This window comes from Pigmentiphaga sp. NML080357 (genome assembly GCF_002188465.1).
Classification (GTDB): Bacteria; Pseudomonadota; Gammaproteobacteria; order Burkholderiales; family Burkholderiaceae_B; genus Pigmentiphaga.
In genome coordinates this window covers 97,928-115,902 of the sequence record NZ_NINW01000003.1, presented here as the reverse complement: position 1 = coordinate 115,902, position 17,975 = coordinate 97,928, and the positions used below count along the sequence as shown (strand labels likewise).

The window sequence follows — 17,975 nt, the reverse complement described above, 5'->3', positions numbered from 1 at the left end:
GGCATGCAGGGCCGGAAACAGGAGGTCGGGATGAACGCATCCACGCTGGGCAAGGACACGCCCCAGGTCAATGCGCGCGCCAAGGTGCTCGGACGCGCGCAGTACGCCGGCGACGTCAAGATCGCCGGCATGCTGCACGGCAAGGTGCTGCGCAGCCCCTATCCGCATGCGCGCATCGTCCGCATCGATGTTTCGGCGGCGCGCGCGCTGCCAGGCGTCAAGGCGGTGCTGACGGGGGCCGATGCGCCCCGCACGATGTGGGGCGTGCATCACAAGGAACGCCGCATCCTGGCCGAGGGCGTGGTGCGTTTCGCGGGCGAGGAGGTCGCCGCCGTGGCGGCGGTCACGGAAGAGATCGCGCGCGACGCGCTGGATCTCATCGAGGTCGAGTACGAGGAACTGCCGGCCATCCTGACGACCGAGGAAGCGCTGGACGAGGAAGCCCCCGGCGTGCATCCGGGGCGCAACAACATCTCGCACGAGATCCAGTTCCATATCGGCAACGTGGACGCCGGCTTCGCGCAGGCCGATCTCGTCTACGAGGCCACGTACGGCTGCCATTCGCAGTATCCCGGCTACCTGGAGCCCATGGCCACCGTGGCGACCATCGATCCCGAGGGCCGCCTGCAGGTCTGGACGTCCACCCAGTCCGTGTACCAGGCGCGCCTGCGCCTGGCGGCGGCGCTGGAGATGCCGGTGTCGCGCGTCCGCGTGATGCAGGCGACCACCGGGGGCGGTTTCGGCGGCAAGATCGTCGAAGACGCGAACAGCCTGATCGCCGGCCTGCTGGCGGTCAAGACCGGCAAGCCCGTGCGGCTGGTCAACAACCGGCTGGAGGATTTCCTGGCCTGCTGCTCCAGCGTCCCCGAACGGGTCACGCTGAAGCTGGGCATGACCAGGGACGGCATCATCGTCGCCAAGGACGTGCGCATCATCGCGGAATGCGGCGCCTACAGCGGGCTGTCGGCCGAGGTCATGCACGTGACCGCGATGCGCAGCGACAACATGCATCGCCTGAAGAACGTGCGCTCGCACGCGACGCTGGTCTACACCAACAATCCGCCGCACGGCGCTTTCCGGGGCTTCGGCGGCGCGCAGATGCAGTTCGCCTTGAACAGCCACATCCACATGATGGCCGAGAAGCTCGGCCTGGACCCCGTGGACGTCCACAAGCGCAACGCGCACGAGGCGGGCGAGACCTCCGTCCACGGATGGAAGATAGGCAGCACCGGCCTGCGCGAATGCATAGACCAGTGCGTCGAGGCCATCCAGTGGCGCGCCAGGCGCGCCGGCAAGGCGCGGGGCCAGGGGACCAGGCGCCGCGGCGTCGGCATGGCGGCCGCCATGCACGTGAGCGGCAACCGCACCATCGGCAACTGGGACGGCTCGACGGTGGTCGTCAAGATCAACGAAGACGGCCGGGTGGTGGTCCACAGCGGCGAATGCGACATGGGGCAGGGCGCCATGACCATGCTGGCCCAGGTCGTTGCCCACGAATTGAACATTCCGCTGGACCACGTGCACGTGTCGCCGCCCGACACCGACGTGTCGCCCTACGCCATCGGCACGCTGGCCTCGCGCGTGACCATCGCCGCCGGCAATGCCGCCATCCTGGCGGGCCGCAAGGCGCGCCAGGCACTGTTCGACGTGGCCGCCCCGAAGCTGGAGGCCAGCGCCGGCGAGCTCGAGATCGCGGACGGCTTCATCCGCGTCCGGAGCGCGCCGGACCGGCGCGTCACGCTTGCCGAGATCGCCAAGCTGCACATCTGGCGCCATGACGGCGAGGGCATCCAGGTCAGCGCCACCTGGGACGCCAAGACCGTCATGCACGGCAACGTCCACGGCAACATCGCTCCCGCGCATTCGTATGCGGCCCAGGCGGTCGAGGTCGAGGTCGACACCGAGACCGGCCAGGTCACGGTGCTGGATTCCTACGTGTCGGACGACTGCGGCAAGGCCTTCAACCCGCTGGCCGTCCACGGCCAGAGCAACGGCGCCGCCGCGCAGGCCATGGGCTGGGCGCTGTACGAGCAATTGCAGCTGGAGAACGGCCGGCTGGCCAACGGCAACTTCGCCGACTACACCATGCCCACCGCCGATTCCATTCCGCTGCTGCGCTCGGGCATCGTGGAATCGAACGATCCCAACGGCCCCTACGGCGCCAAGGGTGCGAGCGAGACGGCGATCCTGCCCGGCGCGCCGGCCATCGCCAACGCGGTCTACGACGCCATCGGCGTGCGCATCACGGACCTGCCCATCACGCCCGAGAAGGTGCTGGCGGGTCTGCGCGCCCAGCGGCAGGCGCAGGAACAGGAACAAGGAGGTATCCGCCATGCGTGATTTCGATTTCCTCGAGCCGGCATCGGTGGCCGAGGCCAGCCGCATGCTGGCGGACCTGGGCGAGGACTGCCGGGTCATGGCCGGGGGCACGGCGCTGATGCTGGCCATGCGCCAGCGCATGCTGGTGCCCTCGCACATCGTCTCGGTCGCGCGCATCGAGGCCTTGCGCGGGATCCGCTTCGATCCCGTCGACGGCCTGCGCATAGGCGCGCTGGCGCGCCACACGGACGTGGCCGATTCGGCCGTCGTGAAGCAGCACTATCCCATGCTGGCGGCCATGGCGGCCCAGGTCGCCAATCCCCAGGTGCGCAACCAGGGCACGGTGGGCGGCAACCTCTGCTATGCCGATCCGTCCACCGATCCGCCCACCTGCCTGATGTCGCTGGGTGCGCGCGTTGTCCTGGGCAGCGTGCGCGGCCAGCGGGAGCTGTCCATCGAGGAATTCCTGGTGGATTACTACGTGACCGCCATCGAACCCGACGAGATCGTGGTCGAGATCCGCGTGCCGGCGCCGCCGGCCGACTTCTCCGGCCGGTACACCCGCTTCCTGCGCACCGCCGCCGAGCATCGGCCGCTGATCGGCCTGTCGCTGGCCACGCGCCGCAGCGGCGGCACCTGCCGCGAGGCCGTCCTGGCGGTGGGCGCGTCCACGCCCATTCCCTGCCGCGTGCCGCGCGCCGAGCATTTCCTGGCCGGCAAGACCATCACGCCCGAAGTGGCCGCCGAGGCCGCGGACATCGTCGCGGCCGACATCCAGCCCGTTTCCGACGCGCGGGGTTCGGACGAATTCCGCCGCGACATGGTGCGGGTGGTCGCCAGGCGCACCATCGCCGCGCTGTATGGGCTGGCCACGGACTGAGGAAGAATCATGAGCAAGCACCTGATCGAAGTCACCGTCAACGGCGAACGGCACAGCGTCGAAGTGCCCGCGCGCCGCATGCTGTCGGATTTCCTGCGGGACGACCTGAACCTGACCGGCACCAAGCGCGGTTGCGAGACCGGCATCTGCGGCGCCTGCTCGGTGCTGGTGGACGGCGAGGTGGTCAAGTCCTGCCTGTCGCTGGCGGTCCAGGCCGACGGGCGCAGCATCACGACGGTGGAGGGCCTGGCCAAGGGCGACGAACTGCATCCCCTGCAGCAGAGCTTCATGGAATGCGGCGGCCTGCAATGCGGCTACTGCACGCCGGGCATGCTGATGACGGCCTGCCATCTGCTCGAGCGCAACCCCCGGCCCACGGCCGACGAGGTGCGCGAAGGACTGAACGGCAACCTGTGCCGCTGCACGGGCTATGCCCAGATCGTCGAGTCCATCCTCGACGCTTCGGAGAAAATGCGTGGAAATTGAAAAAGTCTTGACGGTGGCCGCGCCGGCCGCCAGGGTCTGGGACATGCTGCTGGACCCGACGGTCATGGCCAGTTGCGTGCCGGGCATGAAGTCCATCGAAGTGATCAGCGACGTCGAGTACAACGCCGTCATCCACGTCAAGATCAGCTTCATCAGCGCCAAGTTCAAACTCAAGACCCGGATCGTCGAGCAGCGTGCGCCGGAGTACCTGCGCGCCGAGGGCACGGGCGAGGACGCCTCGGTGGCCAGCTCGCTCAAGCAACAGAGCGAGATCTTCCTGACTGAGCTGCCCGGCGGGCAGACCGAGCTGCGCACCAAGGTCAGGGTCGACGTGCTGGGCCGCCTGGGCACGTTCGGCCTGAGCGTCATGAAGACCAAGGCCGACCGGATGTGGGAGGAGTTCAGCCAGAACCTGGCCACGCGGCTGGCCGGGGGCGAGGTGCCGGGCGCAGCGGGCGTCACCGTGACCAGGGCCGGCGCGCCGGCGGCCGTTCCCGCAGCCGGCACCGCCTCGTCCCGCCCTGCGGCGCCCACGCCGGCATCCGCGCCATCGGGACAACCGACCGCAGCCTCCACGGCGCCATTGCCTGAACGCGTCACCGTGAACGGCACGGAAGCGACGCGCGTGTCGGTGTCCGACCGCGGCTGGTGGTCGCGCCTGTTCGGCGGCCGCGCGGCGTCGCCAGGCCGGAATATCCACATCGAGCTGCGCCGGGGCGATACGGTGCTGACCGTGGACTGGCCGGTCGAGGGCGCGAGCGAATGCGCGGCCTGGATGCGGGAGGTCCTGAAGTAGGGCGCGTTTCGCGGGAAGCCCGCCACGGCCGCGCCGGGCGACACACGGCGTCACCGACAGGCACGGAGCACGTCCCGTCCGGCGAATTTGTAAGCGGGCCTGCCCTCGGCCCAGGTTCCGTTCGCAACCCGGGCCCCACCCGTTTTACAATCACACCGGCCCATCGCGCCGCCGGAGGAAGGCCTTCCTTCGTGCCGTTGTGACTTCGTACCGTGACCGCCGTGCCCCAGACCGCTACCGCCCCCCGCCCCGCCGATACCGACCCCTCGATCGACGAGGGCCGTTTCCGGACCGATTTCGTCCGCTTCGCCACCGAACTGGGCGTGCTGCGATTCGGCGCGTTCACCACCAAGGCGGGCCGGCTGAGCCCCTACTTCTTCAATGCCGGGCTGTTCAACAGCGGCGCGGCCGTGGGCCGGCTGGCCGAGTTCTACGCCCAGGCCCTGCTGGCCTCGGGCGTGGAGTTCGACATGCTGTACGGCCCCGCCTACAAGGGCATTCCGCTGGTCACCGCCACCGCGGTGGCGCTGGCGGCGCGCGGCCGCGACGTGCCCTTCGCATTCAACCGCAAGGAAGCGAAGGACCACGGCGAGGGCGGCTCGCTGGTCGGCGCGCCGCTGCAGGGACGCGTGGTCATCATCGACGACGTGATCTCGGCCGGCACCTCGGTGCGCGAATCGGTACGCCTCATCCAGGCCGCCAAGGCCCGGCCGGCAGCCGTCCTGATCGCGCTGGACCGCATGGAGCGGGTCGGCCCGGACGATGCCCTGTCGGAACATTCCGCCGTGCAGGACGTGGAGAACACGAACGGTTGTCCGGTGGTCAGCATCGCGTCGCTGGACGACATCCTCGACATGATCCAGCAGGGCGGCGGTGACGGCGAGTTCGAACAGCACCGAGAGGCGGTGCTGGCCTACCGGGCGCGATACGGGGTGACCTGAGCCGTCCGCGCGGCTTCCGCCAGGACGCTGCGCGTCGAAGGACGTCAATGTGCTCTGGGGAAGTGATGGAAACCACCGTAAGAAAATTCTTCGAGAGATACGAGCGTTTTTTCCGCCAGGCCCTCGGTGACGAGGCCGACATGGACGAAGCTGCATCGTTTTATGCCGGGGAGTTCATCGCCGCTTCGCCCGCGGGCGTTGCGGCCGGAAAGAACGACGATCGGCTCAAGCAGGTCATGGCGCAGGGCTATGCGCGCTACCGGATGATGGGATTGAAGGACATGCGGGTGCGCCATGTCGATCTTTCTCCGATGGATGAGCTGCATTGCGTGGGCCATGTCGCGTGGACGGCGACCTACGTGCGCCAGAACCAGTCCGCCGTGGCGATCGATTTCGACGTCCACTATTTCATGCAGGTACTCGGTGGAGAGCCCCGCATATTCGGATGGGTGGCGGGCGACGAGCCAGCGCTTCTGGAGCAGCACGGGATCGTCTGACGGACGCCTCCAGGGCAAAAAAAAACCGCTGCCCGGCGGGCAGCGGTGAAAGTACAACCGCTCCAAACGGATTTAGTCGGCGGCTGGCTGGAGGTCGTAGCTGATGGTCCACGTTTGCGCGCTGTTATAGTCGGCCGGATTGGCATACGTGACGCTCGACAGGCGCAGGCGGGTATAGCTGCCGCCTTCGCCGTTCTTGATCAGCGAGCCGTTTTCCGGGTTCGCGGCGATGATGTGGGCCGTGCTCGGCAATCCGGCTGCCGAGGCCAATGCCGCGGTCGGGTAGTACGTGTACCAGCCGAACTGCAGGGGCTCTTCCTTGACGCGGGGAATGTAGGTTCCGCGGTATGCCGGGTTCAGCACCGACGCGGTGCTGTCCTTGACCCATGCGCTGACGGACGAAGGAACCGCGATGTCCGTCGCCGTCAGGTCCGGCTGCGTATCGGTCAGGTTGGTCGTTACCGTGAACTTGCTCTTGATGGGATTGCCGTCGGCATCGTAGAAGCCCGCAGGCGTCTTGCCCACGAAGCCGGCCACCGTTCCCGATCCCGACGTGCCGCCGTTCAGCTTGAAGGTGTAGCGGTTGAACGCGATGTGCCAGGCGTCGGATTCCCCGACTACGCGTGCATTGGCCAGGTCATAGTAGACCCATCCGCTGGTGGCATTGATGGTCGCGGTCTTGATGAGCGCGCCGCTTTCCCGGGCGATCCAGCGGATGGACGGGTAGCCCGAGGTCGTGCCCGCGGCGCCGCCGTAGTAACCGGTGACTTGCAAGGCGAAGACGTTCGGCCCGGTGGTGACCGGCGGCGTGCCGGCGCCTCCGGTGGTTGCGCTGCTGTTCGTCGTGATCAGGAACACCCGGAAGTTGGGATACAGGCGGTGGTCGCCGGCCACGTCGTACTCGAACGCTGCCGATTGGATGTCGTTGGTGCCGGTGAAGACGCTCGCCGCCGTGTCCGCTGCGTAAACGGCCGCGGGAAGGGATGACCCGCTCGCGGGGTCCACCGTGGCGTCCAGGTAGGTCCGTAGTTCGGTCCAGGTATGGTCGAAGGGGCCTCCGAAGGCGCCGCCCTTGCCGCTGCCGCTGACGCCGCTATTGGTCCACAGGGTGGCGGAGCGGCCACCGCTGCTTACTTTCAGGTCCCAGGCCGTGCCCGAGCACGCGGCGACTTCCGTCTTGGTGTCGAAGTCGTAGCAAATCGACCCGCCCGCGGCCGGCAACGTGAATTTCCACTCGCCGCTCTGCGTGAACTTGCTGGTCGGAGTCGGCGTCGTGCCGCCGCCGTCGCCGCCCCCTCCATTGCCGCCGCCGTCATCGCCACCCCCGCCGCCGCAGCCGGCGAGCGCCAGGGCGGCACATAGCGTGCCGAGCATGAACGAGGATCTGGATTTCATGATGGGTTCCCCCCTTGAAGAACGTTATTGAGTCGAGCCGAAGGCATAGCGCGCTCCGACGTAGACGAAGCGGCCCCGCAGCGGGCCGAAATCCGTCGGGTTGGAGAAGTCGCGCTGGCGATCGAACAGGTTGTTGATGCCTGCGAAAACGGTGAGCTGGCGCCCGATCTTCTGGTTGACGATCAGGTCCAGCGTGGTCCAGCCGGGAGACCGGCCGCCGGCCGGCGCGCCGCCGTTGGACTGCGCGACGTCGTCGGACGACACCCGTTCGCTGCTCTGGATGCGCGTGCGCACCGACACCGTGGTGTCGGGCAGGGCGCGCCAGTCGGCGCCGAGGCGACCGATGTGGCGCGGGCGCCGGGTCAGTTCGCCGCCGGTATCGAGGTTCTTGGCATCGGTGAAGGTGTAGCCGACGTTCAGCGCCAACGCGGGCGTGGCTTGCCAGCGTAGGCCCGTTTCGATGCCCCGGGTGCGGGCGCGGGCGATGTTGCGGTAGGTGTAGGCCGTGATCCCGTCGATGACGGTGACATTGTTCATGTCGGTCTGGATCAGGTCCTTCACGCGGTTATGGAAGGCGTTGACCTCGAAGGTCAGGTCCTGGCGGAAGGTCAGCGTGCCGCCGAGCTGGAAGCTGTTGGACGACTCGGGCTTGAGGTCGGGGTTGCCCAGCACCATGTAGCCCAGCGCGCTGTGGTCGAACAGGTAGTAGCGTTCCTTCAGGTTGGGCACGCGGTAGCCCTTGCCGAAGCTGGCACGCAGCACGCCGGTCCAGTCGCCGGTATCGAGCAGCTTTCCACGGACGCTGGCCTTGGGCGCGAAATGGCCGCCGAAGTCGGAGTCGTCCTGGTAGCGTGCCCCCAGCAGCAGTTCCCAGGTGTCGTTGAAGATGATGTCGTTCTGCGCGAACACTTCCTTGCTGGACCGGTCGACCGAGCCGCTGCGCACGAATTCCGAGACGCCGTTGTTGTCCTGCCTGAGGTCTTCGTAGTGGTAGTCCGCGCCGAATTGCCAGAGCTGGTTGCGCCAGGCCGGCAGGTCCACCTGCGCGGTCACGTGTCCCATCTCCTGCTTGGCGTTGCGGCGCGTGGTGGGAAATTCGTTGGAGTAGGCCCGGGACGTGCTGTCGTAGCGTTCGCCCACGCCCTTGAGCTGCAGCCGCGTGCCGTTTGCGAGACTCCATTGGCCGCCGCCGGTGATGCGGTCGCGTTCGATGGTCTCGGTCTTGCGTTGCGGCAGCAGGTTGGGGGGCACGAAGGTCGTGTAGCGCTGCGTGTCGTCTTCGCGATAGACGCTGCCGTCTACGAAGTACCGCTGGCTTGCGCTGGGCAGCCAGTCGACACGCGCCGAGTACTGCTGGCGGCGGATTTCGTCGCCCTGGCGGCTCCAGGCGTCCGGGTTGATGCCGAAACCGTCGTCATCGAGCACGTCCGCCGCGATCCGGCCGCGCAGCCGCTCGTTGCCGCCCTGGATGGAGAACTGCCCGTGCCGGTTGGCGGGCCGCCAGGAGCCGCCCTTGCCGTTCTGGTCGCCATAGCTGCCGGCATCGAGGGTGGCGGCGCCCGACAGGCCGGGCCGCGCCGGGCGGGTAATGACGTTGATCACGCCGCCCATGGCGGAGCTGCCGTATTGCGCCGAGGTGGCGCCCTTGACCACCTCGATGCGGTCGACATCGGTCAGCAGGTACTGGCTCAGGTCCACCGTGGAGCCGGTGCTGGCCGAAATGGGCAGGCCGTCGATCAGTACCAGTACCTGGTCGCTGCTCAGGCCCTGCAGGGAAAGTTCATAGCCGGACTTGCCGTGGATTTCGCGCAATTGCAGGCCGGGAATGTTCTCCAGCGCCTGCGTCAGCGTGCGCGCGTGGGTGCGTTCGATTTCTTCGCGAGTGACGATTTCGGTCCGGATGGGGGTGTCGTCCAGGGGCTTCTCGGTCCGGGTACCGGTAACGACGACGGGCGCCAGGGAATGCGTTTCCTGGGCGGTGGCCGCGGCGGCGCCTAGCAGGGGGGCGCCCAGGGCGGCGCAGACGGCCAGGCGCAGACGGGGCGCCGAGGGAGACGGGACGAACGGACGAGGCATGAGACCAACCAGGCTGCGACGCGGAGACGAACGAAGCCGTGATTCTTGAGCAAATCCAGATTTTAATCAAGATTAATTCTCAATATCATTCTTGTTATCGATGATATTTTCGTTATTGTCGTTGCAGATCGCATCGGATCGCCGTGGCCTGCAAGGCGGTATTTCCGCTGCGTGCCGGTGTCGCCGCCTCGCCGTTGGCCGGGCGTGGCTACCGGCCCGCGGGCGGCCCCTCGGGATGGGGAGACGAGCGGGATAGGGCCAGTCCCCCCGGCGCGCTCGTTGCGTAAGTGCGCAATTGCTTCAGGAAAGCGTCCACCAAGGGGTTGGGACTATCGATCCAGGACAGGAATATCTGCCGCGTGATTTCGGCATCGGCCAGGGGGATTTTCAGCAATGCCGAATGATGTATCGATTCGGCTGCCGACTGGGCGATGATCGCGGCGCCCGCTCCCCGCGCCAACAGGCTCTCGAGGGCGGTAATCGTATTCACTTGTATGGAGGGGATGGAGCGTGCGAGCAGGCTGGCGTTGACGCGTTGATTGTCCACCAGGTTCACCAGCGTCGAACCCACGAAATCGTCGAGCGTGAGATACGAGCGATGAGCCAGGGCGTCGTCCCGCCGCAGCACGACGCAGAATCGTTCCGAGAAGAGCAATTCGGACCTCAGTTCGGGGCCGTTGACGGGACGGGAGCAGATCGCGACCTCGCACTTGCTCGAGCTGAGCAAGGTGGAACAGGCGCCGGAATCGCTATCCAGGACGGAGATGTGCGCGCCCCGCCAGTGCTTGGCCAGGTCGGCCAGGACCGGCGAGACGATGTCCGGGACGAGCGACGGCAGGCACGCGACGCGCAGGATCCCGGCATCGGCGTGGGCGGCCGGCGCAATGCGCGCCACCGCGTCCTGCAGGATCTGGAGAGCGTGGCGGGCTGCCTGCAAGAACTCCGTGCCGGAGTGCGTGAGTTCTATCCCTTTGTGGGTATTGGCGCGTCGCACCAGCTGAGTTCCCAGCTTGGTTTCCAGATGCTTGAGCTGGATGCTCAGGGCCGGCTGGGAGAGCGCGCATTTCTCGGCCGCTTCCTTGACGGACGAACTTCCCGCCAGCAGCACGAAATTTCTCAGCTCCCGTGTGGAAAGGAGGGGCAATTTCATGAGCGCCTCATTTAAAAGATAAATCGCGCTATCAACCGAATAAAACCGCGACCGCGGCGCCGCACTCTACCATGCGTCCCATAACGACTATTTCAGGAGACTCGTGTGCGCCCGGTCATATCTTCACTCTTGCCCGCCGCCTTGGCCAGGCGCGCGTTGCTCGCGTGTGCGCTGGCCACCGGCCTGCTGCCCTGGGCCGCATTCGCCTCGTCCACGTTCCCCGCCAAGCCCGTTCGCCTGGTCGTGGGGTTTCCGCCGGGAGGCGGCGTAGACGTCGCGGCCCGTGCCTTGGGCGGGGTATTGGCCGGCGAGCTCGGCCAGGCCGTGATCGTGGAGAACGTCGCCGGCGCCGGGGGGAACATCGCTACCGACCGTGTCGTGAAATCGCCTCCTGACGGCTATACCCTCCTGTTCGGCAGCATTGCATTGGCGATCAATCCTTCCCTATACAAGTCGCTCGGCTTCGATCCGCTCACCCAATTGCGGGCGGTGGCAATGGTGTCCACCTCTCCCTATGTGCTGCTTGCGGGCGCGGGATCTGGCATCGACACTGTCCAGAAGCTGATCGATCGCGCCAAGGCAGGCGAGAGCATCGACTACGCCAGCGCCGGCAACGGGTCGGGTTCGCATCTGTTCATGCAGCAGTTCGCCGACATAGCCGGCATCAGGATGTCGCATGTGCCCTATCGCGGCGCCGCGCCTGCGCTCAACGACGTGCTCGGCAACCAGGTGCCCGTGGTGTTCGACAGCATCATGACGACCTTGCCTCATATCAAGGCGGGCACGTTGAAGGCGCTGGGCCTGAGCTCGAAGAAGAAATCGGCGATCGCGCCGGAAATCGCCACGCTCGATGAACTGGGCGTCAAGGGCATGGACTCGACGAGCTGGTTCATCGTCTTCGCGCCCGCGGCCACCGAGCCTGCCGTCATGGAGAAGCTGCACCAGGCGATCAACCGGTCGTTGAAGAGTCCCGATCTGCAGGCCCGCTTCGCGGCGATGGGCGCGGAAATCGCCGTATCGTCGGCGCCGCAAGCCCAGCGCTTCTACGAAAGCGAGGTGCGCAAATGGGCCGCCGTAGTCAGCGCCTCGGGCGCCAGGATGGACTGAGATGGGACAGTCCGACTGACATGCCCCACGTCACATTAGACATATCCGCCAATCTTGGCGACCTGGCCGACGGGCTGCTCGATTCGGTCATTGGCGCCTGCCAGGGTTCCGGCGGGTTCGACGCGGCGGTCATCATGGGCAGGGCCGTGGTGCATGACCGCTTCCGGGTGCTGCAGCAAGGCGCCTCGGCGTTCGTGGCGGCGACGTTGCGCATTCGGCCTGGACGCGACGACGGGTTCGTCGCCGGCCTGAGCGCCCGGATAGCGGGCGAGATCGAACGGGTGCTCGCCCTGCGCGGCGTTCGGCTGCGTACCTGCGTGACTTGCGAGATAGCGGAAATCGACCTGCGCACCCGCGCCTTGATCCTGTTCGGAGATCCTTGATGGCGACGATCCATGCCATACCCCTGGCCAGAATCCTGGGGAGAGCGGAAAAAACCAAGTTCACCTATCTCAAGGGCTTCGGCCAGAACGTCGAGTTCGGCTACTACAGCTGGCTGGTGCGGGACGGAACACACAATATCCTGGTGGATGCGGGAGCGACGGCGGAGCAGGCGATCCACGTCTGGGGCCGGCCGCCGGATACCGTGGAACACGTGCAGACCCTGGAAGAGGGATTGGCGGCCCATGGCCTGCGGATAGAAGACATCGGGCGCGTGATCCTGACGCATCTGCACATGGACCACATTGCGCACATCCACCGCTTTGGCGCGGCCGAGAAGATCGTGCAGCGGCGGGAGTGGACCTTCGCTTCCCAGCCGCAGCCCATCGACCGGTACTACGACCCGTCGTTCATCGACGGGCTCGAGTTCACGATGATCGATGGAGACCGGCAGATTACCGAAAACGTGGGAGTCCTGTTTACGCCCGGCCATACGCCCGGGGGGCAGTCGGTATGGGTCCGGACCCAAAGAGGCGTGGGCGTGATTACCGGTTTCTGCTGCATTCACGAGAACTTCGGCGGCTGCGATTGCGGACCGGCCGTCCCGGAGCTGACCATTCCCGGCATCCACCAGAATGCCATGGACGCCTACGACAGCATGCTCAAGGTTTGGAATGCCGCGGACTTCGTCGTGGCGAACCACGACGCGAAGTACATACTCGAAAACGAAGTGAGTTGATCTTATGGATATCGTCAAGGCAAGGGCACTCATCGACAGCATCTACGGCGAGGCCGACTGGGTCGACGCCTTGTGCAGGCTCAGTCCCAGGAAAGCCATCGGACTGGCGTATGTTGCCGAGGGCATCTTCAATCGTTCATCGCTGCCGGAGCGCGTCAAGCATTTCATCCTGTTCGTCATCTATCTTTCCCAGGGACGTCCCGAGCTGGCCAGGCTGCATGCCCAGCTTGCCAGGAAAGCCGGCGCCTCCGCCGAGGAGCTGTTGGAGACACTCGAAGTCTTTCTGCCGTCGCGCGGCGTCCATATGTACAGCGAGGGGTTGCGGCTCATTGGAGTCGATGTCCGGTCGATCGCGCCGGTGGATGACCGGGAGGGCGGCCACGAGCCGGTGGACGTGGCCGACATGCTGGCCTATTTCGAGGGGGTGCTGCATGGCCTGCCCGCCTTCATCACGCTTCTCGCCGAGCACAAGGCCGAGCTCCTGCAGGGGTACTACATCCTGCGCAGCGAAAACCTGCGGGAGGGCGTGCTGGCGCACAAGTACAAGGAATTGCTGCTGGTCGCGCTCAATACTTCGGAGCGCTATACCGAAGGAGCGCGGATCCACGTCGTCAATGCGCTCGAGAACGGCGCGACGCCCGAGGACGTGATCGATGCGATGACGACCGCCATATTGTCGGGCGGGGTGCCCGGCTGGATCGAAGGGAGCAAGGCGTTCATGGCCGGCGAGGCCGCGGTTTCCCGTTCGGCCGCGGGCGAGACGGCTCGAGTCGGATAGGGCTATCCGCTTGGGGAGACAGGGCCGGCATTGCGCGTAACATTCCTGTCGATCGCGCCGCTGGACGGCTTGTCCAGACATCATTCCGATGCGGCGCGGCAACGCCGGACAGGAGGAGCGACGGCATGGACATTCGGCTCGACAACCGCGTGCGGGGCCGACTTCGGCTTCGGCACCTGGAGCTGCTCGACGTGCTGGACAACACCGGCAGCATCCACAAGGCGGCGGCGCGGCTGAGCATGACACAGCCGGCCGCCAGCAAGCTGCTGCGCGATGCGGAGGAGATCTACGGCGGGCAGCTGTTCACGCGTTCGTCGAGCGGATTGCGTCCCACCCCGGGCGGCGATGCCGCCATCCGCTGGGCCCGCAGCATCCTGCGCAACGTGGGCGATTCGCTGACCGAGGTGCAGCTCGTCCGCGAAGGCGCGCAGGGCCGTGTGCGGGTGGGGGTATTCCCGGCGGCCGTGTCCGTGCTGCTCGGCACGGCGCTGGACCGGCTGCATGCGCGCTGGCCGGACGTGGTCGTGCTTGCGACCGAAGGCAGCAACGAAGTGCTGCTGCCGGCGCTGGCCCGCCAGGAGCTGGACGTGGTGCTGGGGCGGCTGACGGCCAGTACGCAGGATCCGGCGTTCGCCAGCGAATTGCTGTATGACGAGCCCGTCTGCGTAGTGGTGCGCGGCGGGCATCCCTGGGCGCGGCGCCGGCGGCTGGACATCGCCGAGCTCGCGGCGTCGCAGTGGATCCTGCCGACGGAGTTCGCTCCCATGCGCCCGCAATTCGAGCAGATGTTCGTTAAGGCCGGCGTGGCGGTGCCCAGGCCGCGGGTCGAGACCGCCTCGCTGCTGCTCAGCCAGGCGCTGATCCAGAAGTCGGACATGCTTGCGGTGATGCCGGGACGCGTGGCCAGCCTCTATCGCGACCAGGGCCTGTTCGCGATCCTGCCCTTCGCGCTGCCGCTCACCATCCCGCCGGTAGGCGTCATCACGCATGCCCATCGGCCCGTGTCGCCGCCGGTACGGCATTTCCTGGATGTGGTGCACGAGATCGCGGGCCTGGAAGCGCGGGAACGGGATGCCGATGCGCGCGTCCGGGCGGTCAGGGGCGCGGCGGCTGGATCTCCACCCGCAAAGAGCCGAGCGCGCCGATCCGGGCGGTGACCACGTCGCCCGCCGAGAGGAAGCTGCGCCGCGCCGCGCCTACTCCCGCCGGCGTGCCCGTCAGCACCACGTCGCCGGGCTCCAGCGTCATGATGCGGGAAAGCGTGGCCAACTGCTCGCCGATGTCGAAGATCATGCCGGAGGTATTCGCATCCTGCCTCGTCTCGCCGTTGACCTCCAGGCGCATGGCGAGATCGTGCGGGTCTTCGACGAAGCAGGCGGGCACCAGCCGACCCAACGGGCAGCTCGTGTCGTGCGCCTTGCCCGCCACCCAATCGAATTTGTAGAAGGCCTCGGGTGCGCGATTCAGGTCGCGCGCGGAGAAATCGATCGCCACGCAATAGGCCGCCACATGCGCGCGCCAATTCGCGGCGGCAATGGCGCGTGCCTCGCGCCCTATCACCAGCGCGAGCTCGACCTCCCAATCGAAGGATTGACAGTCTTGCGGAATATGGACGGTCTTGCCGGGACCCACGATCGCCTGGCGCGCCGGCTTGAAGAAAAAGAACAGCCGCTGCGCCGACTTGTCGTGCGCGTCGGGCACCTTCATCTCGGCCAGGTGGTCGTAGTAGTTGGCGCCTGCGCACAGCACCTTGCCGGGGTATTGCAGCGGCGCCAGTTCGGGGGCGTCGCCCGGTACGTCCAGCGCGCGCAGTTCGTTTTCCGCGGTGGCGATGCGAGCCAGCCGTCGCAGATTGGCGGGCCAGTCGCGGAAGAGGTCGATGACGGCGTCCGGCATGGCGTCCAGGCCCAGGACCCGGGCCGATGCGGCGATCGGGTAGCAGCCCTGGGCGGTCTGCAGGCAGCCGGCCGGTGTGCCACATACCGAACGCGTGGTCAAAGAGAACATCGTTGCTTCCTCGTTTCAGTTATCCACGGCCCCGCGCGTCAAAACGGGGCCTCAATCCGCGCTGAAGCCGGAAGCCTGTACGGCGCTGCGCCATTGTTCGAGCTCCCGCCGCCCCTGTTCGTCCAGCTGCCGCGGCGTGCTGCTTACCGGCGTCATCCCCATCTGGGCCAGGCGCGCGCGCACGTCGGGCTCTTGCAGAGCCTGGACGATGGCGGCGTTGAGCTGGGCGATCCGCGCTTCGGGCGTGCGGGCCGGCGCATAGATGCCGCCCCATCCCTGGGCGGGCGCCATGCGTATTCCCAACTCGGCCGCCGTCGGCACCTCCGGCAGTTCAGCCGCCCGGCGGCTGCCGAAGGTGGCCAGGATGCGCACCTTGCCGGCCTGCTGCAGGTTCAGCATTTCGCCGATGTTCAGGATCGCGGCCGGTATCTGGGCGCCGACCAGGGCCGTGATGACTTCGGCCGCCCCCTTGTAGCCGATGTGCTCGAGCCGCGTGCCGGTTGCCTGCGACAGCGTCACGCCCAGGAAGTGCTGGATGCTGCCTGCCGAGGGCGTACCGTAGAACGCGGCGTTGGGATGGGACTTGGCCCATGCCAGGAAGTCCTGCAGGCTGCGCGCCGAGGACGAGGCCGGGACTGCGAGGCCGAGCTCCCAGGTGGGCAGCTTGGCAACCGGGGCGAGTTCGGTGAAGGGGTCGTAGCCCAGTTGCTTGAACACGTGCGGGTAGAGGTAGATGGTCGCGCCCGGCGCCACCACCAGCGTGTTGCCGTCAGGCACTGCCGCCTTCACCTGCTGGATGGCGAGCCGGGCCTGCGCACCCGGGCGGTTCTCGACGATGGCGGTCTGGTTGAGCGAGACGCGCAGCTTCTCGGCCAGCAAGCGGGCAATGATGTCGAAGTTGCCGCCGGCGGGCAGGCCCACCACCAGCTTCAGCGGCTCCTGGGCATGCGCCAGCGGGGGTGCAAGGGCGAGGAGCAGGGCGAGGGCCGCCCGCCTCGATCGGATCGCGATCATGGTGCGTCTCCGGGAGCCAGCGTGTCAGAGCTTGCGCGCCGCGGTCACGGCGATCTCGACTTCGTACTCGGGAAAGGCCAGCCTGGATTCGACGCAGGACCGCACGGGCTTGTGGCCCGCGATCACCCATTCGTCCCAGATCTCGTTGAGTTTCGGCCACTTCCTGTAGTCGTCGATCCAGACCATGGCGCTCAGCAGATGCTTGCGGTCTATGCCTATTCCCGCCAGCTGGGCATCGATCTTGGCGAGGATCTGCCGCAGCTGTCCGGCGAAGTCCTGCGAGGGGTCGTCCGCGACCTGCCCCGACATGTAGACGAGGTTGTCGTGGATGACGATCTTGCTCATGTGGGCGTTTTCCTGCAGGCGTTCGATGGACATGCGCGGCTCCTTTGGTGTGCCGGCACATTGTGGGCGCGGCGGCGCCCGGCGCCATAATGAAAGAATCTTATCTCCCGACAACCGGGAAGAATCTCCTCGGGATCAGGCTTCCAGGTGCGGCCGCATCAGTGTCTCGAACCACTCCACGAACACCGTCAGGCGGCGCGACCGCTGTCGGCGGTGGGGATAGAGCAGGGAAACGGGCATGGGCGCCGGGCGGAATCCGGGCATTACTTCGGCCAGCTCGCCGGCTTCGAGCAGGTGCTGCACGTCGAAGCGGGGAATCTGGATCAGTCCCAGGCCGGCTAGGCAGCAGGCGATGTAGCTTTCGGCGTTGTTCACGACTACCTGGCTGGGGACATCCAGGCCCGTGGTCCGGCCGTCGGGGCCGGCGTACTCCCAAGCCACTTCCCGGCCGGTGGTGGCGGACGCGTAGCCGACCGTCCAATGGCCTTCGGCCAGTTCGCCGGGGTGCCGCGGTTCTCCGTACTGGCGCAGATAGGCCGGGCTCGCACAGTTGATGAGGGCGATGTTGCCGAGCGGGCGCACCACCAGGCTGCTGTCCTGCAGGCTGCCGATGCGGACCGCGCAATCCACGCCTTCGCGCACCAGGTCGGTGGCCCGGTCGCTCGAGCCCAGCAGCAGGCGCAGCCTGGGATGGCGGTGCAGCAGGCCGGGCAGGGCGGGGGCGATCAGGCGGCGCGCGATGCGGCTGGGAACGTCCACGTTGAGCTGTCCTGCCGCCTGTCTTGCCCGGGTATGGAAAAGCTGGTCGATGTCTTCGACGTCGGCCAGCAGAGGCCGTATCCGTTCGATCAACTGGAGGCCGTCGGCGGTCAGGCTCACGCGCCGGGTCGTGCGATGCAGCAGCCGGGTGCCGACCTGGTTTTCGAGTTGCTGGACGGCTGCCGAAACCGAGGCGCGCGGCAATTCCAGCGCGTGCGCCGCCTTGATGAAACTGCCCATCTCCGCCACCTGGACGAAGACGCGATACTGGTCGAACCGATCCATGTCCTTTGCCTGCCGCTTTC

Annotated in this window: 18 protein-coding genes; 11 read left to right on the top strand and 7 right to left on the bottom strand. The window is 66.9% G+C overall.

Annotated elements, in window-relative coordinates; genetic code table 11:
* Positions 1 to 30 precede the first annotated feature (30 nt).
* The 6 genes from CDO44_RS00720 to CDO44_RS00695 all read left to right on the top strand — a co-directional run bounded on the left by CDO44_RS00720 (position 31) and on the right by CDO44_RS00695 (position 5,919).
* The gene (locus CDO44_RS00720) at positions 31 to 2,340 is read left to right on the top strand and encodes a xanthine dehydrogenase family protein molybdopterin-binding subunit (RefSeq protein WP_233145980.1); all 2,310 of its coding nucleotides are present in this window, start codon (positions 31 to 33) and stop codon (positions 2,338 to 2,340) included.
* Positions 2,333 to 3,199 carry a xanthine dehydrogenase family protein subunit M gene (locus tag CDO44_RS00715; RefSeq protein ID WP_087778215.1) on the top strand — a complete coding sequence of 289 codons (867 nt, stop codon included), beginning with the start codon at positions 2,333 to 2,335 and terminating at the stop codon, positions 3,197 to 3,199. The genes CDO44_RS00720 and CDO44_RS00715 overlap by 8 nt, the downstream gene beginning before the upstream one ends.
* 9 nt (positions 3,200 to 3,208) lie before the next feature.
* A complete protein-coding gene (locus CDO44_RS00710) occupies positions 3,209 to 3,685 on the top strand; it encodes a (2Fe-2S)-binding protein (protein WP_087778214.1) in 477 nt (158 codons plus the stop codon).
* Positions 3,675 to 4,481, top strand: coding sequence for a CoxG family protein (locus CDO44_RS00705; protein ID WP_087778213.1), 807 nt, complete (start codon positions 3,675 to 3,677; stop codon positions 4,479 to 4,481). The genes CDO44_RS00710 and CDO44_RS00705 overlap by 11 nt, the downstream gene beginning before the upstream one ends.
* A 269-nt stretch (positions 4,482 to 4,750) precedes the next feature.
* On the top strand, positions 4,751 to 5,422 hold the full coding sequence (pyrE, locus tag CDO44_RS00700) for an orotate phosphoribosyltransferase (protein WP_087778412.1): 672 nt from the start codon (positions 4,751 to 4,753) through the stop codon (positions 5,420 to 5,422).
* A gap of 65 nt (positions 5,423 to 5,487) precedes the next feature.
* Positions 5,488 to 5,919, top strand: coding sequence for a hypothetical protein (locus tag CDO44_RS00695; RefSeq protein WP_087778212.1), 432 nt, complete (start codon positions 5,488 to 5,490; stop codon positions 5,917 to 5,919).
* A 72-nt stretch (positions 5,920 to 5,991) separates the two neighbouring features.
* On the opposite strand, the gene CDO44_RS00690 is transcribed toward CDO44_RS00695, so the two are convergent.
* The 3 genes from CDO44_RS00690 to CDO44_RS00680 form a co-directional block, all read right to left on the bottom strand.
* A complete protein-coding gene (locus CDO44_RS00690; RefSeq protein WP_087778211.1) occupies positions 5,992 to 7,314 on the bottom strand; it encodes an HmuY family protein in 1,323 nt (440 codons plus the stop codon).
* Positions 7,315 to 7,338: 24 nt separating this feature from the next.
* A complete protein-coding gene (locus CDO44_RS00685; RefSeq protein WP_087778210.1) occupies positions 7,339 to 9,390 on the bottom strand; it encodes a TonB-dependent siderophore receptor in 2,052 nt (683 codons plus the stop codon).
* 208 nt (positions 9,391 to 9,598) lie between these two features.
* Complete coding sequence (locus CDO44_RS00680; RefSeq protein ID WP_087778209.1) at positions 9,599 to 10,540, bottom strand: LysR family transcriptional regulator; 942 nt, start codon at positions 10,538 to 10,540, stop codon at positions 9,599 to 9,601.
* 105 nt (positions 10,541 to 10,645) lie between these two features.
* Between CDO44_RS00680 and CDO44_RS00675 the strand changes: the two genes are divergently transcribed.
* The 5 genes from CDO44_RS00675 (at position 10,646) to CDO44_RS00655 (ending at position 14,702) form a co-directional block, all read left to right on the top strand.
* Entirely contained in the window at positions 10,646 to 11,647 is a 1,002-nt protein-coding gene (locus tag CDO44_RS00675; RefSeq protein ID WP_087778208.1) for a tripartite tricarboxylate transporter substrate binding protein, read from the top strand.
* Positions 11,648 to 11,667: 20 nt separating this feature from the next.
* Positions 11,668 to 12,030, top strand: a complete 363-nt coding sequence (locus CDO44_RS00670) for a hypothetical protein (RefSeq protein WP_087778207.1) — start codon at positions 11,668 to 11,670, stop codon at positions 12,028 to 12,030.
* Positions 12,030 to 12,767, top strand: coding sequence for an N-acyl homoserine lactonase family protein (locus CDO44_RS00665; RefSeq protein WP_087778206.1), 738 nt, complete (start codon positions 12,030 to 12,032; stop codon positions 12,765 to 12,767). The genes CDO44_RS00670 and CDO44_RS00665 overlap by 1 nt, the downstream gene beginning before the upstream one ends.
* A gap of 4 nt (positions 12,768 to 12,771) precedes the next feature.
* Positions 12,772 to 13,545, top strand: coding sequence for a carboxymuconolactone decarboxylase family protein (locus CDO44_RS00660; protein WP_087778205.1), 774 nt, complete (start codon positions 12,772 to 12,774; stop codon positions 13,543 to 13,545).
* A 125-nt stretch (positions 13,546 to 13,670) separates the two neighbouring features.
* A complete protein-coding gene (locus CDO44_RS00655; protein ID WP_087778204.1) occupies positions 13,671 to 14,702 on the top strand; it encodes a LysR family transcriptional regulator in 1,032 nt (343 codons plus the stop codon).
* Here the strand turns inward: CDO44_RS00655 and CDO44_RS00650 are convergent.
* From CDO44_RS00650 to CDO44_RS00635, 4 genes are all read right to left on the bottom strand, one after another.
* Positions 14,641 to 15,552 carry a fumarylacetoacetate hydrolase family protein gene (locus CDO44_RS00650; RefSeq protein WP_087778203.1) on the bottom strand — a complete coding sequence of 304 codons (912 nt, stop codon included), beginning with the start codon at positions 15,550 to 15,552 and terminating at the stop codon, positions 14,641 to 14,643. The two genes, CDO44_RS00655 and CDO44_RS00650, sit on opposite strands and share 62 nt — an antisense overlap.
* A 51-nt stretch (positions 15,553 to 15,603) precedes the next feature.
* Entirely contained in the window at positions 15,604 to 16,566 is a 963-nt protein-coding gene (locus CDO44_RS00645; RefSeq protein ID WP_087778202.1) for a tripartite tricarboxylate transporter substrate-binding protein, read from the bottom strand.
* A 24-nt stretch (positions 16,567 to 16,590) separates the two neighbouring features.
* A complete protein-coding gene (locus tag CDO44_RS00640) occupies positions 16,591 to 16,944 on the bottom strand; it encodes a RidA family protein (RefSeq protein WP_087778201.1) in 354 nt (117 codons plus the stop codon).
* A 102-nt stretch (positions 16,945 to 17,046) separates the two neighbouring features.
* Entirely contained in the window at positions 17,047 to 17,955 is a 909-nt protein-coding gene (locus CDO44_RS00635; RefSeq protein WP_087778200.1) for a LysR family transcriptional regulator, read from the bottom strand.
* Between the last annotated feature and the right edge of the window lie 20 nt (positions 17,956 to 17,975).